This window comes from Streptomyces sp. NPDC042371, assembly GCF_056437465.1.
In genome coordinates this window covers 199,910-226,025 of record NZ_JBWKAP010000006.1, presented here as the reverse complement: position 1 = coordinate 226,025, position 26,116 = coordinate 199,910, and the positions used below count along the sequence as shown (strand labels likewise).

Annotated in this window: 27 protein-coding genes; 14 read left to right on the top strand and 13 right to left on the bottom strand. The window is 72.2% G+C overall.

Annotated elements, in window-relative coordinates; genetic code table 11:
* The first annotated feature begins 35 nt into the window (after positions 1 to 35).
* A complete protein-coding gene (locus AC068B_RS20085; protein WP_478672951.1) occupies positions 36 to 299 on the top strand; it encodes a hypothetical protein in 264 nt (87 codons plus the stop codon).
* On the opposite strand, the gene AC068B_RS20080 is transcribed toward AC068B_RS20085, so the two are convergent.
* The gene (locus AC068B_RS20080) at positions 296 to 421 is read right to left on the bottom strand and encodes a hypothetical protein (protein ID WP_478672950.1); all 126 of its coding nucleotides are present in this window, start codon (positions 419 to 421) and stop codon (positions 296 to 298) included. The genes AC068B_RS20085 and AC068B_RS20080 overlap by 4 nt on opposite strands.
* 864 nt (positions 422 to 1,285) lie before the next feature.
* Here AC068B_RS20080 and dhaK point away from each other — a divergent pair.
* Genes dhaK through AC068B_RS20065 form a run of 3 tightly spaced genes read left to right on the top strand, consistent with a single transcriptional unit; the run spans position 1,286 to position 3,324 of the window.
* Complete coding sequence (dhaK, locus tag AC068B_RS20075; protein WP_478672949.1) at positions 1,286 to 2,278, top strand: dihydroxyacetone kinase subunit DhaK; 993 nt, start codon at positions 1,286 to 1,288, stop codon at positions 2,276 to 2,278.
* 4 nt (positions 2,279 to 2,282) lie between these two features.
* Positions 2,283 to 2,921 carry a dihydroxyacetone kinase subunit DhaL gene (gene dhaL, locus AC068B_RS20070; RefSeq protein WP_478672948.1) on the top strand — a complete coding sequence of 213 codons (639 nt, stop codon included), beginning with the start codon at positions 2,283 to 2,285 and terminating at the stop codon, positions 2,919 to 2,921.
* Positions 2,914 to 3,324 (top strand): PTS-dependent dihydroxyacetone kinase phosphotransferase subunit DhaM, encoded by a 411-nt coding sequence (locus AC068B_RS20065; protein WP_478672947.1) that lies wholly within the window; start codon positions 2,914 to 2,916, stop codon positions 3,322 to 3,324. The genes dhaL and AC068B_RS20065 overlap by 8 nt, the downstream gene beginning before the upstream one ends.
* A 35-nt stretch (positions 3,325 to 3,359) precedes the next feature.
* Here the strand turns inward: AC068B_RS20065 and AC068B_RS20060 are convergent, their stop codons facing one another.
* Positions 3,360 to 4,112: a glycoside hydrolase family 75 protein gene (locus AC068B_RS20060; RefSeq protein WP_478672945.1), complete on the bottom strand. Its 753-nt coding sequence runs from the start codon at positions 4,110 to 4,112 to the stop codon at positions 3,360 to 3,362.
* Between the two features lie 238 nt (positions 4,113 to 4,350).
* On the opposite strand from AC068B_RS20060, the gene AC068B_RS20055 reads away from it, so the two are divergent.
* The gene (locus AC068B_RS20055) at positions 4,351 to 5,292 is read left to right on the top strand and encodes a fibronectin type III domain-containing protein (protein ID WP_478673284.1); all 942 of its coding nucleotides are present in this window, start codon (positions 4,351 to 4,353) and stop codon (positions 5,290 to 5,292) included.
* Positions 5,293 to 5,320: 28 nt separating this feature from the next.
* Here the strand turns inward: AC068B_RS20055 and AC068B_RS20050 are convergent, their stop codons facing one another.
* The gene (locus AC068B_RS20050; protein WP_478672944.1) at positions 5,321 to 5,893 is read right to left on the bottom strand and encodes a PadR family transcriptional regulator; all 573 of its coding nucleotides are present in this window, start codon (positions 5,891 to 5,893) and stop codon (positions 5,321 to 5,323) included.
* 93 nt (positions 5,894 to 5,986) lie between these two features.
* Here AC068B_RS20050 and AC068B_RS20045 point away from each other — a divergent pair, with 93 nt between their 5' ends.
* From AC068B_RS20045 to AC068B_RS20030, 4 genes are all read left to right on the top strand, one after another.
* The gene (locus AC068B_RS20045) at positions 5,987 to 6,418 is read left to right on the top strand and encodes a nuclear transport factor 2 family protein (RefSeq protein WP_356253546.1); all 432 of its coding nucleotides are present in this window, start codon (positions 5,987 to 5,989) and stop codon (positions 6,416 to 6,418) included.
* 203 nt (positions 6,419 to 6,621) lie between these two features.
* Positions 6,622 to 7,128 (top strand): hypothetical protein, encoded by a 507-nt coding sequence (locus AC068B_RS20040; RefSeq protein WP_478672943.1) that lies wholly within the window; start codon positions 6,622 to 6,624, stop codon positions 7,126 to 7,128.
* 141 nt (positions 7,129 to 7,269) lie between these two features.
* A complete protein-coding gene (locus AC068B_RS20035; RefSeq protein WP_478672942.1) occupies positions 7,270 to 8,055 on the top strand; it encodes a sugar phosphate isomerase/epimerase family protein in 786 nt (261 codons plus the stop codon).
* Complete coding sequence (locus AC068B_RS20030; RefSeq protein ID WP_478672940.1) at positions 8,052 to 9,191, top strand: Gfo/Idh/MocA family protein; 1,140 nt, start codon at positions 8,052 to 8,054, stop codon at positions 9,189 to 9,191. The genes AC068B_RS20035 and AC068B_RS20030 overlap by 4 nt, the downstream gene beginning before the upstream one ends.
* A 185-nt stretch (positions 9,192 to 9,376) precedes the next feature.
* On the opposite strand, the gene AC068B_RS20025 is transcribed toward AC068B_RS20030, so the two are convergent.
* Positions 9,377 to 9,910, bottom strand: a complete 534-nt coding sequence (locus tag AC068B_RS20025) for a PadR family transcriptional regulator (RefSeq protein WP_356253560.1) — start codon at positions 9,908 to 9,910, stop codon at positions 9,377 to 9,379.
* A 41-nt stretch (positions 9,911 to 9,951) separates the two neighbouring features.
* Positions 9,952 to 11,973: an oxidoreductase gene (locus tag AC068B_RS20020; RefSeq protein WP_478672939.1), complete on the bottom strand. Its 2,022-nt coding sequence runs from the start codon at positions 11,971 to 11,973 to the stop codon at positions 9,952 to 9,954.
* Between the two features lie 200 nt (positions 11,974 to 12,173).
* Here AC068B_RS20020 and AC068B_RS20015 point away from each other — a divergent pair, with 200 nt between their 5' ends.
* Entirely contained in the window at positions 12,174 to 12,671 is a 498-nt protein-coding gene (locus tag AC068B_RS20015; RefSeq protein WP_478672938.1) for a methylated-DNA--[protein]-cysteine S-methyltransferase, read from the top strand.
* Positions 12,668 to 13,390, top strand: a complete 723-nt coding sequence (locus AC068B_RS20010) for a 2OG-Fe(II) oxygenase (protein WP_478672936.1) — start codon at positions 12,668 to 12,670, stop codon at positions 13,388 to 13,390. Before AC068B_RS20015 ends, AC068B_RS20010 begins: the two co-directional genes overlap by 4 nt.
* A 17-nt stretch (positions 13,391 to 13,407) precedes the next feature.
* On the opposite strand, the gene AC068B_RS20005 is transcribed toward AC068B_RS20010, so the two are convergent.
* The 5 genes from AC068B_RS20005 to lnt all read right to left on the bottom strand — a co-directional run bounded on the left by AC068B_RS20005 (position 13,408) and on the right by lnt (position 20,117).
* Positions 13,408 to 14,067 carry an alpha-ketoglutarate-dependent dioxygenase AlkB family protein gene (locus AC068B_RS20005; RefSeq protein WP_478672935.1) on the bottom strand — a complete coding sequence of 220 codons (660 nt, stop codon included), beginning with the start codon at positions 14,065 to 14,067 and terminating at the stop codon, positions 13,408 to 13,410.
* Complete coding sequence (locus AC068B_RS20000) at positions 14,055 to 16,418, bottom strand: phosphoketolase family protein (protein WP_478672934.1); 2,364 nt, start codon at positions 16,416 to 16,418, stop codon at positions 14,055 to 14,057. The genes AC068B_RS20005 and AC068B_RS20000 overlap by 13 nt, the downstream gene beginning before the upstream one ends.
* A 236-nt stretch (positions 16,419 to 16,654) precedes the next feature.
* Complete coding sequence (locus AC068B_RS19995; protein WP_478672933.1) at positions 16,655 to 17,842, bottom strand: methyltransferase; 1,188 nt, start codon at positions 17,840 to 17,842, stop codon at positions 16,655 to 16,657.
* A 62-nt stretch (positions 17,843 to 17,904) separates the two neighbouring features.
* Positions 17,905 to 18,387, bottom strand: coding sequence for an NUDIX hydrolase (locus AC068B_RS19990; RefSeq protein WP_478672932.1), 483 nt, complete (start codon positions 18,385 to 18,387; stop codon positions 17,905 to 17,907).
* Between the two features lie 116 nt (positions 18,388 to 18,503).
* Positions 18,504 to 20,117, bottom strand: a complete 1,614-nt coding sequence (gene lnt, locus AC068B_RS19985) for an apolipoprotein N-acyltransferase (RefSeq protein ID WP_478672930.1) — start codon at positions 20,115 to 20,117, stop codon at positions 18,504 to 18,506.
* A gap of 252 nt (positions 20,118 to 20,369) precedes the next feature.
* Between lnt and AC068B_RS19980 the strand changes: the two genes are divergently transcribed.
* Positions 20,370 to 21,428: an O-antigen ligase family protein gene (locus tag AC068B_RS19980; RefSeq protein ID WP_478672929.1), complete on the top strand. Its 1,059-nt coding sequence runs from the start codon at positions 20,370 to 20,372 to the stop codon at positions 21,426 to 21,428.
* Here AC068B_RS19980 and AC068B_RS19975 read toward each other — a convergent pair.
* Complete coding sequence (locus AC068B_RS19975; RefSeq protein ID WP_356253587.1) at positions 21,409 to 21,957, bottom strand: hypothetical protein; 549 nt, start codon at positions 21,955 to 21,957, stop codon at positions 21,409 to 21,411. The genes AC068B_RS19980 and AC068B_RS19975 overlap by 20 nt on opposite strands.
* A gap of 61 nt (positions 21,958 to 22,018) precedes the next feature.
* Positions 22,019 to 22,801 carry a glutamate racemase gene (locus AC068B_RS19970; protein WP_478672928.1) on the bottom strand — a complete coding sequence of 261 codons (783 nt, stop codon included), beginning with the start codon at positions 22,799 to 22,801 and terminating at the stop codon, positions 22,019 to 22,021.
* Positions 22,802 to 22,859: 58 nt separating this feature from the next.
* Between AC068B_RS19970 and AC068B_RS19965 the strand changes: the two genes are divergently transcribed.
* On the top strand, positions 22,860 to 24,050 hold the full coding sequence (locus AC068B_RS19965) for a glycosyltransferase (RefSeq protein ID WP_478672926.1): 1,191 nt from the start codon (positions 22,860 to 22,862) through the stop codon (positions 24,048 to 24,050).
* 4 nt (positions 24,051 to 24,054) lie between these two features.
* On the opposite strand, the gene AC068B_RS19960 is transcribed toward AC068B_RS19965, so the two are convergent.
* Positions 24,055 to 25,386 carry a TerD family protein gene (locus tag AC068B_RS19960; protein WP_478672925.1) on the bottom strand — a complete coding sequence of 444 codons (1,332 nt, stop codon included), beginning with the start codon at positions 25,384 to 25,386 and terminating at the stop codon, positions 24,055 to 24,057.
* Positions 25,387 to 25,656: 270 nt separating this feature from the next.
* Between AC068B_RS19960 and AC068B_RS19955 the strand changes: the two genes are divergently transcribed.
* Positions 25,657 to 26,082, top strand: coding sequence for a DUF6643 family protein (locus AC068B_RS19955; RefSeq protein ID WP_356253817.1), 426 nt, complete (start codon positions 25,657 to 25,659; stop codon positions 26,080 to 26,082).
* The last annotated feature ends 34 nt before the right edge of the window (positions 26,083 to 26,116 follow it).

Sequence of the window (26,116 nt, the reverse complement as noted above, 5' to 3'; positions counted from 1 at the left end):
TACGGGGGGGCGTGCATCCGGGAGGTGGTGGGGCGGTGTGCGGGCACGTGGCACGGGGTGAGTTGCGCACCCCGGAAGTCCTCGCGCGTGACCTTCGCTGCCGCGAGGTCGATAATGCCGACGGCAATTCTTCCGGGGCCTGCCGGGTCCCGGTGGACGTCCTCCGCAACGCCATCCACCATCTCCCGCTGGAGCGGGGAGGCGAGAAAGGTCACCGCGCCGCCCTGGCCGTGTTCGTCGAAGGGGCCTCGGCCCAGGAAGCCGCCGCCCGGTGGCTGGGCCTGCTGTTCAGCACCTAACGGCGAACGACGATCAGGTCGTTCTCGACCGCGGAGACGTTCACGAGCGGCTTGCAGGACTTGAGGAACTCGCTGATCACCATGGTCTCGGGATCGCGGGCGACAACCGTCTTCCAGCCCACGATGGTCCAGCTCTGTACTTGACCACACCGCACTCGAGCGGGGCCTGGTCGGAAAGGTCCTGCTCGACATCCCGTGACCGCGAGAACGGCACCGCCTGTTCCCCGGAGCCACGTATCCAGTCGAAGTACAAGGATCGCTCACGCCCTGTCCGGCGGGGCTTGAAGTGCCGTCCTGTTGGGGCGCGTTCATCACATCGGTCGATGACGGCTTCGACCGGCGTTCCGATCTCGCCTCCGCATCCGAAGTGCCGAGCGTGCTCCCTCTGGTCCACGTGGCCTGGCCGTCGCGCGCCTGGAGCTGTCCGGTCTCCGGGTGGACACCTCGTTCGAGCCCTGGCGCGGCCTGATCCACGACGTCCACTTGTTGCGCCTGGACTCGTTCCAGATCGCCGACCGGCTGAAGCCCGAAGCCCCGAGCTCGTGCCATGTGGGACCCGTGCTCACGTGCACGGGCACCTCCAACCCGACGATGACCGGCACGTTCGCCGCACGCCGCACGCCGCACGCCGCACGCAGAGTGACACGGTGCAGGGAAAGAGACACCGGCACCCAGCCGCAAGAGATCGTTCGATTCGGGGCTCGCGTTCACTCTGCCCGTCCTCACGCGTGACCTTCGCTGCCGCGAGGTCGATACTGCCGACAGCGGTACCCCAGCCGCGCCCCGGCCGAGACACGAGCCACCTGACATGCCGTCACCAAAGTCAGCAATAGGTCAGCAATGGGGCAGCAATGGGGCAACAACACTACCGTCAGAAGCCGCTTCGGATCGCTACGCACCGCCAAGACCGCACACTGGCCATACCTGCCATGACCAGCAAAAACGCACGTGAAGGTCCTGCCTGCCAACCTTCCTAGGAGACACTCATGAGGATGCTGATCAACGTCGCGGAGACCGTGGTCGCCGACGCGCTGCGCGGGATGGCCGCCGCTCATCCCGAGCTGACCGTCGACGTCGAGAACCGGGTGATCGTGCGCGGGGACGCTCCCGTCGAGGGGAAGGTCGCCCTCGTCTCGGGCGGCGGGTCCGGGCACGAGCCGTTGCACGGTGGGTTCGTGGGTCCGGGGATGCTGTCGGCGGCCTGTCCGGGAGAGGTGTTCACCTCGCCCGTGCCGGACCAGATGGTGCGGGCCGCGGCCGCCGTGGACAGCGGCGCGGGCGTGCTCTTCATCGTGAAGAACTACACGGGTGACGTCCTCAACTTCGACATGGCCGCCGAACTCGCCGAGGACGAGGGCATCCAGGTGGCGAAGGTGCTCGTCAACGACGACGTCGCGGTCACCGACAGCCTCTACACCGCGGGGCGGCGCGGCACCGGCGCCACGCTCTTCGTGGAGAAGCTGGCGGGGGCCGCCGCCGACGCGGGCATGCCGTTGGAGCGGGTCGAGGCGATGGCCCGGCAGGTGAACGCGAACACGCGCAGCTTCGGTGTCGCGCTCAGTGCGTGCAGTACGCCCGCCAAGGGCAGCCCCACCTTCGATCTGCCGCCCGGCGAGCTGGAGTTGGGGGTGGGGATCCACGGCGAGCCGGGGCGCGAGCGGCGGGCGATGATGACGTCCCGCGAGATCGCCGACTTCGCCGTCAACGCCGTACTCGAAGACCTCGAACCGCACAATCCTGTGCTTCTGCTCGTCAACGGCATGGGAGCCACTCCCCTGTTGGAGCTCTACGGCTTCAACGCCGAGGTCCAGCGCGTGCTCGTCGAGCGCGGCGTCCCCGTGGCGCGCACGCTCGTCGGCAACTACGTCACCTCCCTGGACATGGCGGGCGCCTCGGTGACGTTGTGTCAGATCGATGAGGAGATACTCCGGTTGTGGGACGCTCCGGTGCGGACTCCCGCGCTGCGCTGGGGGTGCTGACGCCGTGCTCGACGCACTCTTCTTCCGCCGCTGGCTGACGGTGACTGCCTCAGCCGTCGACCGTGAGGCGGAACGGCTCACGGAACTGGACTCGCCCATCGGTGACGCCGACCACGGCAGCAACCTGAAGCGCGGCTTCACGGCCGTCGCCGCCGTCCTGGAGAAGGAGGCACCGGACACCCCGGGCGCCGTCCTCACGCTGGCGGGACGGCAGTTGATCTCGACGGTCGGCGGCGCGTCGGGGCCGCTCTACGGCACGCTGCTGCGCCGCACCGGCAAGGCGCTCGGTGACGCCCCCGAGGTCGACGAGGCACGGTTCGCCGAGGCGCTGCGCACCGGCGTCGACGCGGTGGCCGCGCTCGGCGGTGCCGCGCCCGGCGACAAGACGATGCTGGACGCGCTCGTGCCCGGCATCGACGCGTTGGAGGACTCCTTCGGCGCGGCACGCGAGGCCGCGCTCCAGGGCGCCCTGTCGACGACGCCGCTGCAGGCGCGCAAGGGCCGCGCGAGCTACCTCGGCGAGCGCAGCATCGGGCACCAGGATCCGGGCGCCACGTCCTCGGCCCTGCTCTTCGCGGCCCTCGCTGAGGCCGCGGAGGCCGCTGAGGGCACCGGCGACGTGCGGGAGGGCGGCCGTGGCTGACGAGCGGCTGGTCGGCGTCGTCCTCGTGTCGCACAGCGGGCCCGTCGCCGAGGCGGTCGCCGCGCTCGCCACCGGGCTCGCGGGCGGCGGCGCCACCGCGCCCGTGGCCGCCGCCGGGGGCACGGCCGACGGCGGGCTCGGCACCAGCGCGGAGCTGATCTCGGCGGCGGCCTCGCGGGTGGACCGCGGCGCGGGGGTCGCCGTTCTCACCGATCTCGGCAGCGCGGTCCTCACCGTGAAGGCCCTGATCACCGAGGGCGACGAACTCCCGGACGGCACACGTCTGGTGGACGCCCCGTTCGTGGAGGGCGCGGTGGCGGCGGTGGTGACCTCGTCGGCCGGTGGCGACCTCGCCGCGGTCGAGGCGGCGGCAGCGGAGGCGTACACGTATCGGAAGGTGTGAGCCGGGAACCCGTGGGCGAGCCCTGCGATGCCCCGTCAGTTCCGCCGCACGAACTCCCGCGCCAGCGCGTCGCCCCGGGCGACCGCGGCCCCGTGGCTCTCGATCGGCTGCGCCCTGGAGCCCTTGAAGAGGACGTACGTGACGTCTTCGCCCGTGCCGCCCGTGCGCGGGTCGGGGCGGATGCCGAGGGCCCGGGCCGTCGCGTACGACGCCTCGCCGATGAGGTCGGTGGGGCCGGTGTCGCCGACGACGGCGTACTGGACCCGGCCTCGGTGGACGACGGCGGCGACGGTGCCGCCCGTGATGCCGTGCTTGGCGTGCTTCCAGCGGTGGCTCGCGCCGGGCACGACGACGTAGGGCAGGCGTGCCGCGTTCAGATGGCGGCCGTCGGACTGCTGGAAGGCCGTGGTGGGCTGGAACAGCGGGTCGGTGCGACGGTTGCACGCCTTGCTGCGCCGACCGTCGCAGTCGATGTCCATGTCGGCCTTCCAGAAGACCGCGCCTCGGGTGGCGCACACGGGGACGTCCGCGCGGGCGCCGTCGTCGGTGCGGTACTTGCCGTGCGAGATCTGCTTGCACTTCCGGGTCGCGGCCAGCAGGTCGGCGGCGCCCACCGTTCCCTCACGGACCGTTCCCTCTCGGGCAGGGGCAGCCGCCGAACCCGGCGCTCCGCGCGGCGACTTGGCGTCCGGTTCCGACAGCGACTGCTGTGCCGCGGCGGAGTACCAGGCGGGGGCGAGCAGGGCGACTCCGGCAGCGACGACCAGGGCCGTCGTTCTGTTACGCACGAGAAGAGACCTTTCGTTGGGGACAACTGACGGCTCGAAGGCCAGATATCCCAATTTGTGCACCGTCGTATGCCCCTTCCGCCGATCACGGTCCGTACGGCGGACGCCCCACCCCTTGATGTGCCCTCGTCACCTGTGTCAAATAGGTCCGTACCAATGCCGTCGAGTGGAAGGCAGCACCGTGCGACGGATCCCCCGCCCGTCCGCCCATCCGGCCCCGCTGGCCCTGCTGACCGTCATGGCCGCGACCGCGGCCGCGCTGGGCGGCTGCGCCTGGGGCGGCGACGACGCCGGGGACACCAACCCCCCGGCGGCGCCCCGCGGCCTCACCGTGCAGGCAGGCAGCTCCACCACCGCCCACGTCATGTGGAACCAGGCCACCGACGACACCAAGGTCACCGCGTACGAGGTGTACCGCGGCACCAAGAAGGTGAAGGAGGTGTCGGGGCAGGAGACCATGGTGGATGTCGTCGGCCTGAAGCCGACCACCACCTACAGCTTCACCGTCCGCGCCCGCGACGCCGAGGGCAACGTCAGCGAGGACAGCAGGAAGCTGTCGGTCACGATGCCCGCCGCGGCCGCCGCCGACCGCAAGCCCCCGTCCCGGCCCGCGGACCTGAAGGGCGAGGCCGAGGGGAGCAGGGCGGCGATGCTCGCGTGGGGCAAGTCGTCGGACGACAAGAAGGTGGCCTCGTACGAGATCTTCCAGGGCGGCTCGAAGATCCACAGCGTGGGCGGCAACCAGACCGCGACGCTCGTCACCGGGCTGCGGCCCGGCACCCACTACACCTTCACGGTCAAGGCGCGGGACGCCGCCGACAACTTCTCGCCCGCCAGCCGCGAGGTCAGCGTCACCACCGCGGCGGGCAAGGACTCGGGGCGCGGCACCGCGCCGACCGGGTTCCGGGCGGGCACGCACCGGGCCGACGGGGCGTACTACATCGACCTGACGTGGACACCGCCGCGCACCGGCGGCGCCGTGGCGGAGTACCAGATCCAGCTGGACGGCCGCACCGCCACCTCGCTCGTCTTCGGCGGGACGGCCCCGCGGGACAAGGCAGAGCACAGCTTCTACATCGGCAAGAAGGACGGGGAGCGGCACCGGGTGCGCATCCGTCCCAAGCTGCCGGACGGGACCTGGGGCGGCTACTCCCCCGAACGGACCGTCACCACCGGCTGACCCCGGACCGCGGTCGGCGCGTGATGCGTCATGACCGTCCGCGCGCGGCGGCGGCCCGCTCATCCAGGAGCGCCGCCGCGCGTCGGCACCAGTCGCGGGACTCCCGCTCGAAGGCGAGGCCGCGCAGGCAGGTCAGATAGGGGCCGACGCGCTCGCCGGTGCGCAGGAAGTCGTCCTCGTCGGCGCCGCCCCGCAGCCGTACGAGGAGCTTCTCCAGGACCTCGATCTTCGCGTCGGCGACCGCCGCACGCTCGGTGAGCTGCTCGATGACGGGCGCGGCGGCCACACCGTCGACGGCCTGCACCTTGACCAGCAGGTCGTCGCGGATGAAGGACGGCTTCGCGGCCCGGGCGGCGAACCGCTCCATCTCGGCGAGGCCCTCGTCGGTGACGTGGAAGAGCCGCTTGTTGGGCCGCCCCTCCTGGACGACCTCCCGCCCGGCGACCAGGCCCTCCGTCTCCAGCTTGGCCAGCTCGGCGTAGAGCTGCTGGGGCAGCGCGTGCCAGAAGTTGGCCACGCCGATGTCAAAACCCTTGGCCAGTTGGTAGCCGCTGTACTCGCCGTCCAGCAGTGCCGCGAGCACCGCGTGCCGCAGAGCCATCTCCCGGGCCCCTTCCCTTTCGTCGTCCAGCACCCTCATCATAGTCATCAATGTGACTACTCAGATTCTTGACTATGGAGCTCTGGAGCAGACATGACCCACCCCACCGCCGCGCGCTTCCGCACCATCGTGGAGCAGCGCGACCTCGACGCCCTCGAAGAGCTCTTCACTCCGGACGTCCGCTTCTACAGCCCGGTGAAGTTCACGCCCTTCGAAGGCCGCCCGATGGTACTCGGGCTCTTCGGCGTGCTGCTGCGCACGTTCGAGGACTTCCGGTACGTGGGTGCGTACGCGGGCGAGGCGCAGACCAGCGCCGACGGCACCGAGGCCGAGTCGGACGTGCTGCTCTTCCGCACCACCGTGAACGGCAAGGAGATCCACGGCATCGACCTGCTGCACTTCGACGAGGAGGGGCGGATCAAGGAGTTCACCGTGATGGTGCGCCCGCAGTCCGCGGTCCAGACGCTCGGTCAGGCGGTGTACGAGGGACTCGTCGCGGACGGCCTGGTCCCCGCTCCGCAGTGACACGTCCCCCATGACACGTCCCCCGTGACACGTCTGCCACGACGCGTCTGCGCCGGACGATGGATTCCGTCACCTGCCCGGCGGCCGTCCGCATGCGCTCCCCGCTCGCGGCACGTTGGCTCTTCGTCAGGTAGCACGGGCCCTTCCCCGACTGCGGCGGCGCATGGGTTGTACCGCCTCCCGTGTCACCGGAGGGCAGACTCATGCGTACCCGTCAGATATGCGTCCGTACCGGCCTGATCGCCGCCGCCGGCGCGCTGCCGCTTCTCCTGACCGCTCCTTCGGCGTTCGCGGGCGGCGGCGACCTCACCGTCACCGCCACCGGTTCCACCGTGCGGGCCACCACCGCCGCATGCACCGACGGCGGCACGGCGTCGCTGATGGGCGCCGCCAATGCCAGCTTCGCCGGAGGACAACAGGCGGAGCTGGTCAACGGCAGCGCTTCTTGGCAGAACGTCAGCTCCGGCTCCTACACCGTGCTCGTCTCCTGCAAGGACGGCACGTCCGTCGGGCCGCAGACTGTCACCGTCGGCAGTACGCCGACGACCTCCTCGACGACCGCGCCCGCGCGCGGCGTCCGCGGCGGGCTCGGCGGCGGTTCCGAGGACCGGGGCACGCTGACGCTCGTCGGCGGCGGGACGCTGGTGGCCGCGGCGGCGGTCGGCGGCGTCTGGTACCTGCGCCGTCGCGGCGCTGCCGGGCGTACCTGATCGGACCACGACCGGCACGGCACCACCGGCTGCCGCCCCTCCGTCACCACCGAGGAGGGGCGGCAGTCGCATGCCGAGGCACCCTTGCCCGCCCCACCGAACCGACATACCGTCCTCCCAGCCGACAGGGAGGGCGCGTTCATGCCACGACCGCTCAGCGTTCAGCTCTACTCCGTGCGCGATCAGCTCGTCGCCGACCGGGAGGGGACGCTGCGCCGCCTCGCCGGTCTCGGGTACGGCGCGGTGGAGGCGTACGACGTGCTCGGCGACCCGAAGGGGCTGCGGCGGATCGTCGACGACCTCGGGCTCACCGTGTCCGGCACGCACGCCGTGCAACTGCTCGGCCCCGACCCGGACCCCGTCCTCGACGCGGTGGCGGTGCTCGGCACCGACCTGGCGATCGTCCCGGCGGGCATCCCGCCCGAGGAGTTCGCCTCGCGCGACGGCCTCGCACGGACCGCCGACCGTCTCAACTCCCTTGCCGAGGTGGCCCGTCGGCACGGCATACGCATCGGCTACCACAACCACTGGTGGGAGATCGAGCCCCGCTTCGACGACGAAGGCGACGGAGGCAACGGACAAGCACTGCTCCCGCACGCCGTCGACGTGCTCGCCGAACTCCTCGACCCCGCCGTGTTCCTGGAGATCGACACCTACTGGGCGGCGGTCGGCGGCGCCGAGGTCCCCGAGCTCCTGCGCCGCCTCGGCGACCGTGTGCGGGCCCTGCACCTCAAGGACGGGCCCGGCACGAAGGAGGACCCGAACGTGGCGGTCGGCGGCGGCACCATGCCCGTGCCGGAGATCCTCGCCGCCGCGCCCGACGCCTGGCGGATCGTCGAGTTCGACTCCTGCGCGGGCGACGCCGACACCCTCTTCGACGAGCTCGCGGCCAGCCGTACGTACCTCGGCTCGCTGGAGGCGGCATGACCTCGGCCCCCGTCGGCTCGGGCCCCGTCGGCGTCGCCGTCGTCGGCGCGGGCGTCATCAGCGCCCAGTACCTGCGTACGCTGAGCCGCTTCCCTGACGTCCGGGTCGTGGCCGTCGCCGACCTCGACGAGGTGCGGGCCGCAGCCGTGGCCCGCACCTACGGCATACCCGTGTCGGGCGGCCCGGCCGAGGTGCTTGCCCTGCCCGAGGTCGAGCTGGTCGTCAATCTCACCGTGCCCGCCGCCCACGCGCAGGTGGCGACGGCCGCCCTGCGCGCCGGGAAGCACGTCTACGGCGAGAAGCCCATCACCCTCGCGCCCGCGGAGGCGGAGAAGCTGCTCGCCGAGGCGTCGGAGCGGGGGCTCCTCGTCGGCAACGCGCCGGACACGTTCCTCGGCGCGGGCTTGCAGTCGGCGCTGCGGGCCGTCGCGGCCGGGCACATCGGCGCTCCGGTGGCGGCGACGACGGTGACGCAGGGCCTCGGCCCTGAGGCCTGGCACCCCGATCCCGCGTTCTTCTACCAGCCGGGCGCGGGCCCGCTCTTCGACCTCGGGCCGTACTACCTGACCTCGCTCGTCGCCCTGTTCGGCAGCGTGGAGCAGGTGGCCGCGACGGGGGCGCGCGCCCGCGAGGAACGGGTCGTCGGGTCGGGGCCCAAGGCGGGCCAGGTCTTCCCCGTCGACGTACCGACGCACGTGTCGTCGCTCATCCGGTTCGCCTCGGGGGTGCGGGCCGACTCGACGTTCAGCTTCGACTCGGCGCTGCCCCGCATCCGCTTCGAGATCACCGGCACCGAGGGCACCCTCTCCGTGCCCGACCCGAACACGTTCGGCGGGCCGCTGAAGCTGCTCCCGAACGGCTCCGACGGCTGGCGCGAACTGCCCGTGCGGGGGCGGACCGACGGCCGTGGACTCGGCGTGGTCGACATGGCCCGTGCCGTGCGCGGCGGCGGGGCCCACCGGGCGTCCGGCGCGCTCGCGCTGCACGTCCTGCAGACGATGAGCGCGATCACGCACTCCGCGGAGCATGCCGAGTTCCTCCCGATCGGCACCCAGATCGTGCCGCCGCAGCCGCTGCCGGAGGGCTGGGACCCCGAGGAGCCGACCCTGGGGAGCGGAGGACGCGCCACCCGATGACGGCCTCCCGGCCCGGTGGGACGTTGCGCATCCGGGCCGCGCGCCCGGACCCACACAGCGCCGCACCCACGGCACCGGGGAGGGAGAGTCGCCATGACGAAGGAGTAACATCCGCTTCAACACCCACATCAACATCAGCTAGCGGCGCGTCGTCGGCCACTGGTGGAATCGGGGCGCCGTATCCGTCACGGCGCCTCCAGTTCCTCGATCGTCCGCGTGAGCCACTGCGTCCAGAACGTCTCCAGGTCGATGCCCGCGCGCAGCACGACATGGCGGAGCCGGTCCTCGACCGCGTCCTTGCCGGGCGGGAAGTCCCGCTTCTCGATCTCCTCGTACTCGGCCAACTGCCGCCGGTGGAGGGCGAGATGACGGTGCAGGTCCTCCTGGACGCCCGCCGTGCCCACGACCGCGGCGGCGCGCAGGCGCAGCAGGAGCGTGTCGCGCAGGGGCTTGGGGTCCTGGCTCGCGGCCGTCCAGCGGGCCAGTTCGTCGCGGCCCGCCGGAAGCACCTCGTACTCCTTCTTCTGCCCACGCGTCGCCCCCTGCCGCGGCAGCGCCCGGATGGCGCCGTCCCGCTCCAGCCTGCCCAGCTCGCGGTAGATCTGCTGGTGCGTCGCCGACCAGAAGTAGCCGATCGACTTGTCGAACCTGCGCGTCAGTTCGAGGCCCGACGAGGGCTTCTCCAGGAGCGCGGTGAGGATCGCGTGCGGGAGTGACATGGGGCAATCCTAGGGACGGCGCCGCCGGAGGCGGGGCCGCCTCACAGCGCGGCGGCCAGCTCCGTGCCCTGCTTGATGGCGCGCTTGGCGTCCAGCTCGGCGGCCACGTCCGCGCCGCCGATGAGGTGCACCGGGGCGCCTGCGGCGACGAGCTCCTCGTACAGGTCGCGGCGCGGCTCCTGGCCGGAGCAGAGCACGACCGTGTCGACCGGGATCACGGAGGACTCGCCCTCGACGGTGATGTGCAGGCCCGCGTCGTCGATCAGGTCGTAGCTCACGCCCGCCACCATCGCGACGCCGCGGTGGCGCAGTTCGGTGCGGTGGATCCAGCCCGTGGTCTTGCCGAGGCCCTTGCCGACCTTGGACGTCTTGCGCTGCAGCAGGTGGACGGTGCGCGGCGGCGTCGGCCGCTCGGGCTTCGTCAGGCCGCCGCGCTCGCGGTAGTCCATGTCGACGCCCCACTGCCGGAAGTACGTCGCCGGGTCCAGGCTCGCCTTTTCGCCGCCGTCGGTGAGGAACTCGGCGACGTCGAAGCCGATGCCGCCCGCGCCGATGATCGCGACCCGCTCCCCCACGGGGGCCTCGTCGCGCAGCACGTCGAGGTAGCCGACGACGCTGGGGTGGTCGATGCCGGGGATCTCGGGGGTACGGGGGGTGACACCGGCGGCGACGACCACCTCGTCGAAGGCATCCCCTGCGAGCTCGTCCGCGGTGACGACGGTGTTCAGCCTGACGTCCACGCCGCGCAGGTCGAGCTGGGTGCGGAAGTACCGCAGGGTCTCGTCGAACTCCTCCTTGCCGGGGATCTTGCGGGCGACGTTGAGCTGGCCGCCGATCTCGTCGGCGGCGTCGAAGAGGGTGACGTCGTGGCCGCGCTCGGCCGCCGAGACGGCGAAGGCGAGACCGGCGGGGCCCGCGCCGACGACGGCGAGGCGCTTCTTGGTGCGGGTGGGCGCGAGCACGAGCTCGGTCTCGTGGCAGGCGCGGGGGTTCACCAGGCAGGAGGTGATCTGCAGGTTGAAGGTGTGGTCCAGGCAGGCCTGGTTGCAGCCGATACAGGTGTTGATGGCCTCGGGCCGCTCGTCCTTCGCCTTGTTGACGAAGTCGGGGTCGGCGAGCAGCGGGCGGGCCAGCGACACCATGTCGGCGGCGCCGTCCGCCAGCAACTGCTCGGCGATCTCGGGGGTGTTGATGCGGTTGACGGTCACGAGCGGCACGGAGACCTCGCCCATGAGCTTCTTCGTCACGAAGCTGTACGCGCCGCGGGGCACCGACGTCGCGATGGTGGGGATGCGCGCCTCGTGCCAGCCGATGCCGGTGTTGATGATGGTCGCGCCCGCCGTCTCGATCTCCTTGGCGAGCTGGACGACCTCGTCGAGCGTCGAGCCGCCGGGGACGAGGTCCAGCATGGAGAGGCGGTAGATGATGATGAAATCGGCGCCGACGCGCTCGCGGGTGCGGCGGACGATCTCGACGGGGAAGCGGATGCGGTTCTCGTAGGAGCCGCCCCAGCGGTCGGTGCGCTGGTTGGTGGGGGCCGCGATGAACTCGTTGATCAAGTAGCCCTCGGAGCCCATGACTTCGACGCCGTCGTAGCCCGCGGACTTGGCGAGCTCGGCGGCGCGCACGAAGTCCTCGACGGTCTGCTCGACCTCGTCGTCGGTGAGTTCGCGGGGCACGAAGGGGCTGATCGGCGCCTGGAGCGCGCTGGGGGCCACCAGCTTGTCGTGGTAGGCGTACCGCCCGAAGTGGAGGATCTGCATCGCGATCTTCCCGCCCTCGGCGTGCACGGCGGCGGTGATCGCCTCGTGCTCCTTCGCCTCGTCCTCGGTGGTCAGCTTGGCGCCGCCGTCCCAAGGGCGGCCCAGCTCGTTCGGGGCGATGCCGCCGGTGACGATGAGGCCGACGCCGCCGCGCGCGCGGGTCGCGTAGAACTCCGCCATCCGCTCGAAGCCGTTCGGCGCCTCTTCCAGGCCCACGTGCATGGAGCCCATGAGGACCCGGTTGGGCAGGGTGGTGAAGCCCAGGTCGAGCGGGTTCAGCAGGTTCGGGTAACGGCTCATGCGGCCCCTCCGTACGCGGTGTCTACAGGACAGTTGTAGACCAGCCACTACCGTTATGCAACTAGTTGCATAAAGCGTGAGCGGAGTCTCGTTCCCGGTGCCTCAGGGCGATGTCCGAATCCCGCCAGCCCGGCTCGCGCGCGCGAGCCAGACTCGACCACGTCAAGCTCAGAGAACCAGGCACCACCGAGGAGAGTCCGATGACCGTCTACACGACGACCGACAGCCCGCTGGGCGAGCTGCTGCTGGTGGGCGAGGAGTCGGCCACCGCCAAGGGCGGCACCGCGCTGGTCTCGCTGTCCGTGCCCGGCCAGAAGGGCGGTGCCGCCGTCCTGGCGGACTGGGTGCGCGACGACGCGGCCTTCGACGCGATCACCGCGCAGCTGCGCTCGTACTTCTCCGGCGGTCTGACGCACTTCGACATCGAGTACGCCACCGGGGCGGGCACCGAATTCCAGCGCAAGGTCTGGGCGGCGGTGGACTCGGTCCCCTACGGCACCACGACCACCTACGGGCGGCTCGCCGAACAGCTCGGCCTCTCCCGCGCCGCGGTCCGCGCCCTCGGCACCGCCATCGGACGCAATCCGCTCCTCGTCGTGCGCCCCTGCCACCGGGTCATCGGCGCCGACGACTCCCTCACCGGATACGCGGGCGGCCTGGAGCGCAAGCAGCAGCTCCTCGACCTGGAGGCGACGTGACCACCACCGCACGCACGCCCGACGCGGCGGTCGACTCGGCGGACTGGGCGGCGCTCGCCACCGAGCTCGACGCGCACGGCTGCGCACTCACGCCCCGGCTGATCGACCCGGCCGGGTGCCGCCGCATCGCCGAGCTCTACGACGACCTCACCCTGTTCCGCTCCACCGTCGACATGGCAAGGCACCGCTTCGGCTCCGGGCAGTACCGCTACTTCACCCACGACCTTCCGGGCCCCGTCGCCGAGCTGCGGTCGGCGCTCTATCCGCACCTGCTCGCCGTCGCCCGCGACTGGGCGGACCGCCTCGGCCGCCCGGCCCCCTGGCCCGACTCCCTGGAGGAGTGGCTCGACCGGTGCCACGCGGCGGGCCAGACCAAGTCCTCCCAGATCCTGCTGCGCTACGAGGAGGGCGACTGGAACGCCCTGCACCGCGACCTGTTCGGGGACATGGTCTTCCCGCTCCAGGTCGTCATCGGCCTGGACGAGCAGGGCAGCGACTACACGGGCGGCGAGTTCCTGCTCGTCGAACAGCGGCCGCGGGCCCAGTCCCGGGGCACGTCGACGGTCCTGAAGCAGGGCCACGGCCTGGTCTTCACCACGCGCGACCGCCCGGTCCGCTCCGCGCGCGGCTGGTCCGCGGGGCCGGTGAGGCACGGGGTGAGCACGGTGCGGTCGGGGCTGCGCAGGTCGCTGGGGCTCGTCTTCCACGACGCGGCGTAGACGCGGCTCGGACGCGCTCAGCCCCGCTCCGAGAACCCGCTGACGCGCAGCGTGATGTTCAGCCGCCCGGCCAGCCCCAGCTCCGGCGGCGCCGTGCCGGGGAGCACGCGCGGCACCCCGTGGTAGGCGAGCCGTGAGGCACCGCCGAAGACCACCAGGTCACCGCTGCGCAGCTCGATGTCCGTGTAGGGCTTCGTGCGCGTCTGCGTGTTGCCGAAGCGGAAGACGCCCGTGTCCCCGAGGCTCAGTGACACCACCGCGGCGTCCGACTCCTCGTCGCTGTCGCGGTGCATGCCCATCCGCGCGTCGGCGTCATAGAAGTTGACGAGGGCGATGTCGTACGGGTCCTCGACGTCGTGACCGGCCACTTCGGCCGCCCGGCGGCCAAGACCGGCGAGCCACGGCGGCATCGGCTTCACCGGGGCGCCGTCCCCGTCGACCACGGTGCGCGCGTACCCGTACGGATACCAGTGCCAGCCCAGGCAGACCTGCCGCGCCGTCATCGAGCCGCCGCCGGGCGTCCTGACCACCCGCAGCCCGGCGGGCGGCCCCGCCCACTCCCGGCAGGCCGCCAGAAGCCTCAGCTGCGCCTCCGGTGCCAGCCAGTCCGGCACGTGCACCGCCCCCGGGCCGAGGGCGGTGCGGCTCCTCGGAAACAGCTCGTTCAGTACGGCCACGTCCAGTCGGCCACCTCGGGGAGGTCCGTGCCGTGCTCGCGGATCCAGGCGTGGTGGCGGGTGCGGGCGTCGGTCATCGCCTGACGCACGCCCGTCGCGCGCACGCCCAGGCCGGGGACGCGGTCGATGACGTCCATGACGAGGCGGTACCGGTCGAGGTCGTTGCGGACGACCATGTCGAAGGGTGTGGTGGTCGTGCCCGCCTCCGTGTAGCCGCGCACGTGCAGGTTGGCGTGGCCGGTGCGGCGGTAGGCGAGGCGGTGGATCAGCCACGGATAGCCGTGGTACGCGAATATCACCGGCTTGTCGCGGGTGAAGAGCGCGTCGAACTCGGAGTCGGCCATCCCGTGCGGGTGCTCCCCGCTGGGCATCAGGCGGGCGATGTCGACGACGTTGACGACGCGCACGGTGAGCTCGGGCAGGTGGGAGCGGAGCAGCGCCGCCGCGGCGAGCACCTCCTGCGTGGGCACGTCACCGGCGCAGGCGAGGACCACGTCCGGTTCCCGCGTCCCGTCCTCCGTCCCGGCCCACGCCCAGACGCCCGCCCCGCGCGCGCAGTGGGCGCGGGCGTCGTCGAGGGAGAGCCAGTCGAAGCAGGGCTGCTTGCCGGCGACGACGACGTTGACGTAGTCGCGGCTGTGCAGGACGTGCTCGGTCACGCAGAGCAGGGTGTTCGCGTCCGGCGGGAGGTAGACGCGTACGACATGGGGGCTCTTGTTCAGGACGTGGTCCACGAAGCCCGGGTCCTGGTGCGAGAAGCCGTTGTGGTCCTGCCGCCAGACGTGCGAGGTGAGCAGGTAGTTCAACGAAGGCACGGGCGCCCGCCAGGGCAGCGCGCGCGAGGTCTTCAGCCACTTGATGTGCTGGTTGACCATCGAGTCGACGATGTGGACGAACGCTTCGTAGCAGGAGAACAGGCCGTGGCGGCCGGTGAGCGTGTATCCCTCCAGCCAGCCCTGGCAGAGGTGCTCGGAGAGGACCTCCATGACGCGGCCGTCGCTGGCGAGGTGCTCGTCCGTGCCGAGGGTCCGGTCCTGCCAGGCCTTGCCCGTGACGTCGTACAGCGCGCCGAGCCGGTTGGACTCGGTCTCGTCCGGGCCGACGACCCGGAAGTCGCGGCGCTCCGCGGTGTCCGCCATGACCTGCGCGAGCAGGCCGCCCGTGACCCGGGTCGGCTCGTGCAGCGTCGTGCCCGGCTTGTCGACGGTGACGGCGAACCGCTCGAGCGGCGGGACGGGCAGCCGTCGGGTGAGCCTGCCGCCGTCGGCGTGCGGGGTGGCACCGAGTCGGCGCTCGCCCTGCGGAACGCAGGACACGACCTGCTCGGTGGGGCGGCCGTCCCCGTCGAAGAGCTCCTCGGGGCGGTACGAACGCAGCCACTCCTCCAACTGCCGCAGATGCTCCGGGTTCTCGCGGACTCCGGACAGCGGCACCTGGTGCGCCCGCCAGGTGTTCTCGACGGGCTCACCGTCCACGGTGGCCGGGCCGGTCCAGCCCTTGGGCGTGCGCAGCACGATCATCGGCCAGGGGGCGCGGCCGTGCGCGCCGCCGCCGCTCCGGGCGGCCTGCTGGATGGCGCCGATGCGGTCGAGTGCCTGGTCCATCGCCGCGGCCAGCGCCTGGTGCACCTCGTGGGGCTCGTCACCGGCGACGTACAGCGGCTCGTGTCCGTACCCCTTGAGGAGCGCGTCGAGTTCGTACTCGGGCAGCCGGGCCAGCACCGTCGGGTTGGCGATCTTGTAGCCGTTGAGGTGGAGGATCGGCAGGACCGCGCCGTCGTGCACGGGGTCCTGGAACTTGTTGCAGTGCCAGGATGCGGCCAGCGGCCCGGTCTCGGCCTCGCCGTCGCCGATCACGCAGGCGACCAGGAGGTCAGGGTTGTCCAGGGCGGCTCCGTAGGCGTGCGCGAGCGAGTAGCCGAGCTCGCCGCCCTCGTGGATCGAACCGGGCGTCTCGGGGGCCACGTGGCTGGGCACGCCGCCGGGGAACGAGAACTGCCGGAACAGCCGTGCCATGCCCTGCGCGTCCCGCGTGACGTCCGGGTACGTCTGTGTGTAGCTGCCCTCCAGCCAGGAGTTGGCGAGGACGGCGGGACCGCCGTGGCCCGGACCCCACACGCACAGCGCGTCCAGGTCCCGCTCCTGGATGACGCGGTTGAGGTGGGTGTGGACCAGGTTGAGGCCGGGCGAGGTGCCCCAGTGTCCGAGCAGACGCGGCTTGATGTGCTCGGGCCGCAAGGGCTCGGCCAGCAGGGGGTTGCTCATCAGGTAGATCTGGCCGACGGCCAGATAGTTGGCGGCGCGCCAGTGGGCGTCCAGTGCGGCCAGCCGGTCCTTCACCACGGGTGCCACTAGGTCCTCCTCGCGGGGTTCGGTGCGTACGGCTGATGTCGGGGGTGCCCCGCGGGTTCCACGGGAACGGCCGGTCAGTCGTGCGGGGCTACGGCACAGTCGGCTCCGCGTCCCAGCACATCAGCCGTACGGGACGGCCGCCACCGGGCCGGGGCCGACCATGACACTGCCACCGTGCGGCCGTCCGTGGGAGGGCCGCACGGGCCCCGACCGGAACAGCCCCCTGCCGCGAGGAGTCAGCGCTCGCCCTTGACCGCCCGCAGCAGCACGAACTTCGGGTCGCTCGCGACCACTTCCGCGTTGCCGAAGAGCTTGCGGAGCTGCACGTGGTAGCCGAGGTGGCGGTTGCCGATGACCCACAGCTCGCCGCCGGGGCGCAGCGCGGCGCGGGCGCCGGTGAACATGCGGCGGGCGGTCGCGTCGGTCGTGGCCTGGTGGCTGTGGAACGGCGGGTTGTTCAGGACGACGTCCACCGTCCCCGGCGGTACGGCGGCAAGGGCGTCACCGGCCACGAAGTGGGCCTTGGCGTCGTCCGCGGCGTTGGCGCGGAAGGTGGCCTCGGCGGAGGCGACGGCCTGGAAGGACTCGTCGATGAAGGTGACCGTGGCGTCGGGGTCGGCGACGGAGGCGGCGGTGCCGAGCACTCCGTTGCCGCAGCCCAGGTCGACGACGTGGGCGCCGCCGCGGGCGCGCGGCAGGTGCTTGAGGAAGAAGCGGGTGCCGATGTCGAGGCGGTCGGCGCAGAAGATGCCCGCGTGGTTGACGACGGTGAGGCCCGCGCCCGCCCCGGAGTCGGCGGGCAGCACATAACTGCCGGGCCAGGGGTTGGCTCCGGCGGCGCGCGCCGGGTCCGGGGCACAGAAGACGAGCCGCGCCTTCTGCCGGGCGAGCGAGGTCCTGGTCGGGCCGATAATCCGCTCGAAGAGGTCCAGCGTCGACGTGTGGATCTCGGTGACCATGCCGGTGCCGATGACGACCGTGCCTTCGTGCAGGGCGGGCGCGAGCCGGTGGAGCTGGTCCTCCAGGAGCGCGAGGCTCTTCGGTACGCGGACGAGGAGCACGTCGACGCGGGCGGGCGGAGCGTCCCCGGTCGTCAGGAGCCGTGCCGCGTCCGGCGCGTGGCCCGCCCGCGCGAGGTTGGCGCGGGTCGCCTGCTGGGCGAGGAAGGAGTCGGTGATCTGGACCGGCACGCGCGCGTGCCCGGCGAGGGCGGTGGTCAGTGCGCCCCATCGGTCGCCGAGGACGGCCACCGTCCCCGAGAGGTCGACCGTGTCGGAGAAGCCGTCGGGCGCCGCCTCCTCCTCGCCCGTCAACTGCCGCAGCAGATAGGCGTCGGCCGCCGACCAGGCGCGCAGCTGGTCGCGGGGATCCTCCGGGAAGCGGGTGAGGTCGTACGCGCCCCATGACGTGCTCAAACGGTTCATCGTGCCCTCAGGCTAACGGAGAGCGGCGAGCCCCCGCAGGGTAGGTGCGGGGGCTCCGTGGCTCACTGTGCGGGCTGGGCGGGCTCGAACCAGGTGGGCTCGTCCGCCAGTGCCCGCTTGATCCGGGACAGGGAGAAGTCGTGCAGTTCGGGCAGCGCGTCCACGTCGAACCACGCCACTTCGAGCGACTCGTCGTCGTTGACCCGCGCCTCGCCGCCGACGGCACGGCAGCGCAGGGTGGTGTCCATGTACTGGCAGATGTCGCCGTTGTCGTACGTCACCTTTTCGAGGGCCTGCACCAGGACCACGCGCTCGGGCACGCAGTGCACGGCCGTCTCCTCGTACACCTCGCGCACCGCGCACTCCGCGGGCTGCTCACCCGGCTCCGGGATGCCGCCGATCGCCGACCACCTGCCGTTGTCGGAGCGCCGCCCGAGCAGCACCCTTCCCTCGTCGTCGAAGACGATGGCGGTGACTCCGGGGAGCCAGAGGAGCTGCCGGCCCGCGTCGGCCCGAATGGTGCGGATGAAATCAGGAGTAGCCATGGTCCGACCCTAACTGCGCCGCGCCACCGCCCGGTCCGGGGCCCGGGATCACCGATCAGGGCCCCGCGAGCGGCAGTTACTTCTCCGCGTTGCTTCTCTGCGTTACTTCTCCGCGGCTACTTCTCCGCGCTCCGCCGGGCCCGCGCCGCCGACGTCACGGCCCAGCCGAGACCGCCCGCGGCGATCAGGACCAGGATGCCCTCGGGCAGCACGCCGAGCCGGGTGGCGGGGGTCTGCGACGAGCGCAGCGGGACCTCCTCGACGAGCGAGTCGGCGGTGTACCACTTCGTCTTCGCCCTGACCTTGCCGTCGGGCATGATCACGGCGCTGACGCCGCTGGTCACGGGAACCGCGACGGCGCGGCTGTGCTCGACCGCGCGGATCCGGGACATGGCGAGCTGCTGGTAGGTCATCTCGCTGCGGTCGAAGGTGGCGTTGTTGCTGGGCACCGAGATGATCTGCGCGCCGTGGGTGACGGTGTCGCGCACCGCCCAGTCGAAGGCCGCCTCGTAGCAGGTGGCGATGCCCACCTTCGTTCCGGCCATCGTGAAGACGCCGGGCTTGGTGCCGCGGCTGAAGTCCCGGCGCACCTTGTCGACGTCGCTGCTGAACGCGCTGATCAGCGAGCGCAGCGGGATGTACTCACCGAACGGCTGGATCTGCCGCTTGTCGTACGTGTGCGTGGGGCCCTTCTCGGGGTCCCAGAGGATCTGCTCGTTGTAGAGCTTGCCGTCCTTGTTCTCGACGACGCCGCCGACGGAGACCGGCACGCCGATGGCCTTGACCGCGCCCTCGATCGCGAGGCGCGCGTCGGGGTTGGTGAACGGGTCGATGTCGGAGGAGTTCTCCGGCCACAGGACGAGGTCCGGGCGCTTGGCCTTGCCCGCCTTCACCTCGGCGGCGAGGCGCTCGGTCTCGAGCACGTGGTGGTCGAGGACCGCGCGGCGCTGTGCGTTGAAGCCGAGTCCCGCGCGCGGGACGTTGCCCTGGATCGCGGCGATGGTCGCCGTGCCGTCCTCCGCCTCGTCGCTGACGAGCGGGCGCGCCGCGAAGGCGCCGACGACGGGGACGAGCACGCTGAGCGCGGCGACGGCCGCCGCGCCCCGGCGCACGACGCGGGTGCCGCGTACGTCGACGACCTGGCGCACGACTTCGTACAGCCCGAAGCCGCACAGGACGACCGCGAAGCCGAGCACGGGGGTGCCGCCGAGTGCGGCGAGCGGCAGGAACACGCCGTCCGCCTGGCCGAAGGCGATCTTCCCCCAGGGGAATCCGTTGAACGGCACGCGCGCGCGTGCCGCCTCTCCCGCGATCCACAGGGCCGCCGCCCAGAGCGGATATCCGGGCAGCCGGGAGACGGCCGCGATGCCCGCGCCCACGAGGGCGACGAAGACAGCCTCGACCGCGGCGAGCGCCAGCCACGGGCCCGGGCCGACCTCGACGCCGGTCCACACGAGGAGCGGCAGCAGGAAGCCGAGGCCGAAGAGGTAGCCGAGGCCGAGGCCCGCCTTCCAGGTGCGGCCGTGCAGACACCAGGCGAGGGCGCCGAAGGCCGGGAGCGCCAGCCACCACAGGGTGCGGGGCGGGAAGCTGACGTAGAGCAGCACTCCGGAGAGGGCCGCCACGGCGGCGGGCACCGATCGGCGCAGGAGGCGCACGGCACGGGAGGCCTGCGGGGGCTGCGGATCGAGCCGGCCGGGCTCGTCCACGGGAGTGGTGGTGGCGGTCACTCGGGGAGTGTACGGCGCCTCACCTGGGCGCCGACAGCTCGGGCGGGGAGGGCTCCGCCGGGCGACGGGGAACCCGGCGCGCGGATGTTCGACGAATCGTTCCTGCACAACTGGTCCCAAAGTGGGGCGTCACCCATTAGCGTGTGGCCGAGTCCCCGAGGCCGTCCGGTCCACGTCACCGTGGAGCGGTCCGTGCCGGTGGGGACCCGTCACATACCGGGGGGCGACGGGGTGGGGTCAACGGGTACGGCCGTGCCGGCCGGTCCGGCAGCGGCGCACGAGCGGCGGAGCGCGTCCGACGCGACAGGCGGCGCGCTGCTCGGCGCCTGCGCCGCCTGGGCACTGATCACCGCGGGTGTGCACGGCGGCAGCCCCGAGGGGATGCTCCTCGCGGTGCTCGCCGTGGCCGCGGGTTATGCGGGCGGACGGATCTGCGGGGCGCTGCTGCCGGTCGCCGCGCCGGGTGCGGGAGCTGTCGCGGGGCTCGGTCTCGCCGTGGCGGCGCCGCGCCTCACGCTCAGCCCCTCCTCTCCCCTGGGCCACACCGGTGCGACCGCGGCACTGCTGATCCTCTCGGCCGGGGCGGCCTGCTGCGCGGCCTGGGCGGCCCGGGTCCCTTCGGCACGTCTGGCGCTGCGGCTGCTCGCCGCGGGGATCGCCGGTGCCGCGGCGGCCCTCGGCTCGCCGGTCGGCTGCGCCGGATCCGTCGTGGTGCTGCTCTGCTCGCTCGCGGCGGCCCGGCTGCGGCACCGGGCCCTGGGCATCATCGGACTTGCCGTCGCGTCGGTGCTGGTCACCGGCGCTTCGCTGGCCCTGGCCGACGACTCGCTCCCCGAGGGTCTGACGGCACCGCTGGAGGGCAGCGTCGGCCACCACCGCGTGCTGCTGTGGCAGGACGCGCTGGGCCTCGCGGAGCGGGAGCCCGCCATGGGGGTCGGCCCCGGCAGGTTCGGCGACGTCAGCCCGGTGGCCACCGGCGACTCCGGCGACTCCGGCGACTTCCTGGCGGACGACAAGCCGCACTCGGCCGCGCTCCAGCAGGCGTCGGAGCAGGGGCTCGTCGGGGTGGCGCTGCTGGCCGCGGTGTTCTGCTGGCTCCTGTACGCGCTGTGGCTCTCCCCCGGCTCGACCCAGGTCGTCCTGTCGGCGGGCGCGGCGCTCACGGCACTGACGGCCGTGGCGGCGGTGGGCAACGCGCTGAGCGTGACGACGGTGACGACCGGGGCGGGGATCCTCGCGGGCATCGCAACGGCCCGGCCGCTGGCCGACGAGCCGCAGGAAGGCGCCGCGGTCAGCTCGGGGTACCGGTGAGGCCCAGGCGGGCCCTGATCGCGCGCACCGCCGACTCGGCGTTGTCGACCGTCACCGTGAACTTGTGGCCGTCGCCCAGGCTCAGCACCAGCGCCTCACCGCGCCGGACCACCACGGCGGTGCCCTTCTCGGGGCGCCAGCGGTATCCCCAGCCGCCCCACTGCCGGGGCGTCACGGCGGGCGCGAAGTCCGCGCCGACGACGTGCGAGAGCGGAATGTGGCGGCGCGGCAGGCCCAGGTGGCCGCAGCGCACCTCCAGGTAGTCCTTCTCGACCTTCACGGCCACATGGACGAAGGCGAGCGTCCCGAAGAGCATCAGGAGTCCGACGGCGATGCATCCCACGACGGACATGGCCAGCGGTGCGACGCCCGAGGTCCACATGGAATCGACCGCGAGCTCGATGCCGAGCGCCATGCAGGCGGCACCGGCGCACGCGAGCAGCCACTGGACGCGGTTGGTCGCGCGTCCGGTCCAGACTTCGTGCGGGCTGTCGGATGCGGCCCGCTCTTCGGGGGCGTGGTCCTTCATGCAGTCGAGACTACTCAGATTCCGCCGCGAAGCCACCGCGTGACGGAGCGTGACAGCCGCGTCAGAGCGCCGGGCTGGTCTCCGCGAGCATGCGCCCCTCGGCGTACGTGAGTGCCGCCAGGGGCAGCTGCTCCTCGCGCCCGCTGAGCAGGACGGTGAGGCCTGGCGTGACGGCCGAGGCGCCCACGGCGGCGTCGGCCCTGCGCAGCGCCTGGGCCGCCACCGCACCGGCCGAACCGTGCAGGACCAGCGGCGGCCGACCGGGCTGCTGGACGGCGGCACGAATACGCTCGGCAACCAGCTCGTAATGGGTGCAGCCCAGGACGACGGCCCTTACATCGCGCGGCGTGAGGGCCGCGGCGGCTGCGATCGTCTCGTCGATGGCCGCCTCGTCCGCGTACTGCACGGCGTCGGCGAGGCCGGGGCAGGGCACCTCGGTGACCTCGACCCCGTTCGCGAAGTCGTCGATGAGCCCGCGCTGATAGGGGCTGCCGGTGGTGGCGGGCGTGGCCCAGATGGCCACGGGTCCGCCGCCCGCGGCCGCGGGCTTGATCGCCGGAACGGTCCCGATGACCGGGATGCCGGGCTCAAGGCGGGCCCGCACGGTGGGCAGCGCGTGCACGGAGGCGGTGTTGCAGGCCACGATCAGCGCGTCGGGACGGTGTGCGGCGGCGGCTTCGGCGACGGCGACGGCGCGCTCGGTGAGGTCCTCCGGAGTGCGCGGTCCCCAGGGCATGCCGTCCGGGTCCGAGGAGAGGACGAGATCGGCGTCGGGCCGAAGGCGACGCACCGCGGCCGCCGCGGCGAGCAGTCCGATGCCGGAGTCCATGAGCGCGATCTTCACCCGGTCACCATAGTCGATGGGCCCCACAGGCACCGTCCCGTGGGGCAGACTTCGGCGGATGAGCGCCGTTGCGTGGATCGCCACCGGATCGCTTGCCGCGTGGCTGTGGCTGCTGTTGGGGCAGGGCTTCTTCTGGCGTACGGACATGCGTCTGCCGCCACGCCGGGATCCCGCCGACTGGCCTTCGGTCGGTGTCGTCGTGCCCGCGCGGGACGAGGCGGCGGTGCTGCCGCTGAGCCTGCCCTCGCTGCTCGCGCAGGACTATCCGGGGCGGGCCGAGGTCTTCCTTGTCGACGACGGGAGTTCGGACGGCACGGGCGAGCTGGCGCGGGCGCTGGCCGAGCGCCACGGCGGGCTGCCGCTGACCGTCGGCTCCCCTGGCGAGCCGCCCGCGGGCTGGACGGGCAAGCTCTGGGCGGTACGTCATGGCATCGGTCTGGCCCGCGCGCGGGACCCCGAGTATCTGCTGCTCACCGACGCGGACATCGCCCATGAACCGGACAGCCTGCGCCAGTTGGTGGCCGCGGCGGGCAGCGGGGGCTACGACCTCGTGTCACAGATGGCCAGACTGCGGGTGGAGAGCCTGTGGGAGCGTCTGGTGGTCCCGGCCTTCGTGTACTTCTTCGCGCAGCTCTATCCCTTCCGGTGGATCGCCGGGAAGGGGTCGCGGACGGCCGCCGCGGCGGGCGGCTGTGTGCTGCTGCGCACGGACGCCGCCGAGCGCGCCCGGATCCCCGATGCCATCCGGCAGGCGGTGATCGACGACGTGGCGCTCGCGCGGGCGGTGAAGCGCTCGGGCGGCCACATCTGGCTCGGGCTCGCCGAGGGCGTGGACAGCGTGCGGCCTTATCCCCGCCTCGGCGACCTGTGGCGGATGGTCTCGCGCAGCGCGTACGCCCAGCTGCGGCACAACGTCCTGCTGCTCATCGGCACGGTCGCCGGTCTCGCCGTGCTGTATCTCGCCCCTCCGGTGGCGCTGTTCGCGGGACTCGCCACGGGCAGCCGGGCAGCGGCGGTCGCCGGTGGCCTCGCCTGGCTGGTGATGACGGCGACGTATCTGCCGATGGTCCGCTACTACCGCCAGCCGCTCCCGCTCGCGCTGCTGCTGCCCGGCACCGCGTTCCTCTACCTCCTGATGACGGTGGACTCGGCGGTGCAGCACTACAGGGGGCGTGGTGCCGCGTGGAAGGGGCGTACGTACGCACGCCCCGACACCGCGTCTCCGGAGCCCTCGCCCGAGCAGCACTGACCTGCTACTTCCTGCCGGGCGTCCAGTTCATGCCCCACCCGTAGGTGTGGTCCATGGTGCGCTGCGGGCTCACGCCGCGGTCCGGCACCAGATAGCGGGCCTCCCGCTGGACGACGAGGTCGCCGCCGTTGTTGGTGATCAGGGCCAGCGCACAGACGGTCGAGGGGACCGTGCACTCGTCGAGGGAGAAGTCGACGGGGGCGCCGTGCTGCGGCTGGAGGGTGACCGTGGCATTCAGGTCGGCGAAGCTGCGCGCGCCTTCGTAGATGGTCACGAAGATGACGATGCGCCGGAAGTCCTTGATGTGGTCGAGGTTGATGGTGAGGTTCTCACCGGTGGCGACGGCGCCGGTGCGGTCGTCGCCGTCGAGCAGGATGTACGGCGGCTGGTTCAGCGAACCGAAGGCGTTGCCGAGCGCCTGGACGACTCCCTTGCGGCCGTCGGTGAGTTCGTAGAGGGCGCAGAGGTCGAGGTCGAGGTCGGCGTGCATGGCGACGGCCCTGCCGAGCTTGGCGCCCCAGCCCTTGAACTGCTTGCGCACCTCCCAGTTGAGGTTCACGCGCATGCCGCCCGAGGTGCCGCCCTGCTTCGTCAGGGAGACGGACGGCGCGTCCTTCGTCAGCGTGACCTTGGTCAGGCGCACGGGCGCGGGGGCCGCGGCGGGCGGCGGCGCGGGGGCGGCCGGGGGCTGGGTGACCGGGGCGGGAGGGGCCGCGGGAGGGGCCGGAGGCGCCGCGGGAGCGGGAGGCGCGGCGACGGGCGCGGGCGGGGCCGCCGGAGCGGGGGCGGCCTGCTGCGGCTCGTCCACCGAAATGCCGTAGTCCGTGGCGAGCCCTTCGAGGCCGCTGCCGTACCCCTGGCCGACGGCGCGGAACTTCCAGGCACCCTGCCGACGGTAGAGCTCGCCGAGGACGAAGGCGGTCTCCACGGTCGCGTCCGCGCTGTCGTAGCGCGCGATCTCGGCGCCGCTCGCCGCGTCGAGGACGCGGATGTACAGGCCGGGGACCTGGCCGAAAGTGCCGCCGTCGGCCGACGCGGCGAGCACCACGGACTCGATCCCGGGCTCCACGCGCGCGAGGTCGACGCTCAGCACGTCGCTCACGCCGTTGCCGGAGCGCTGCTTGCCCTCGTGGCGCACCGCGCCGGAGGAGTGCCCGGGCTGGTTGTAAAAGACGAAGTCGGCGTCCGAGCGCACCTTTCCGGAAGGTGACAGCAACAGCGCGGACGCGTCGGCGTCCGGCACTCCGGCTCCGGAACCCCAGCCCAATTCGATCCGTACCGCGGGTGCCGGTACGGGAACATTCGATCCTTTAGACATTGTCATGTCCGCCCCCATCGTAAGTCGCCATCCGGCTGGGCCCGCCGTTTCCGTTCATGACCAACCTATTACCCGGACCATGCGGAGGCCCACGACCGTGTCGCGCGGGCCCCACGGCCAACCCCAGGTAACCCCTCAGGAGCTCGGCCTTTACACGATCCGAACATCGTTCGGCGACCGATTTTCCCAAGTTCGCTCGCATTGGGGATCCACAGTCACAGCCGACACGTAAAACAACCCTCTTATCGGTCTCCCCAACCAGCACATCAAGGGCTTAACTTATGGAGCATGACCTCCCCCCGCTCCACCTATGGCGGCGGTTACTACTCCGCGCCGTCCTTCCCGGACACTCCGATCTACGACTCCCTCGTTGCAGAGCGGGGCACTCCTCAGATCGCCCCGATCCGGGTCCCCTCCGCGTACGACACGGGCAGTCACCTGCCCGCGCTGCCGCCCGCACTGCCCGCGCTGCCGGCCGCCCCTTCCCATCCCAACCAGGCGTACGGCTACCAGCAGGCCCAGCAGCACGCACCGCTGCAGCAGGCGCCCGCGCCGTACATCCCGCAGCAGACCGCGGGACCGCGCGGCTATCCGGGAGCCCAGCCCCAGCGGCCCGCCCCCGGCACGGGGTACGAGGCGATGCGCCCCGCGGCGCCCCGCCCGGCCCCCGCGTCGTACGAGGATCCGTACAACCGCCCCTACCGCGGGTACTGATCGTCGGCGGCCGTCCGCTGTCAGCGGCTGCTGG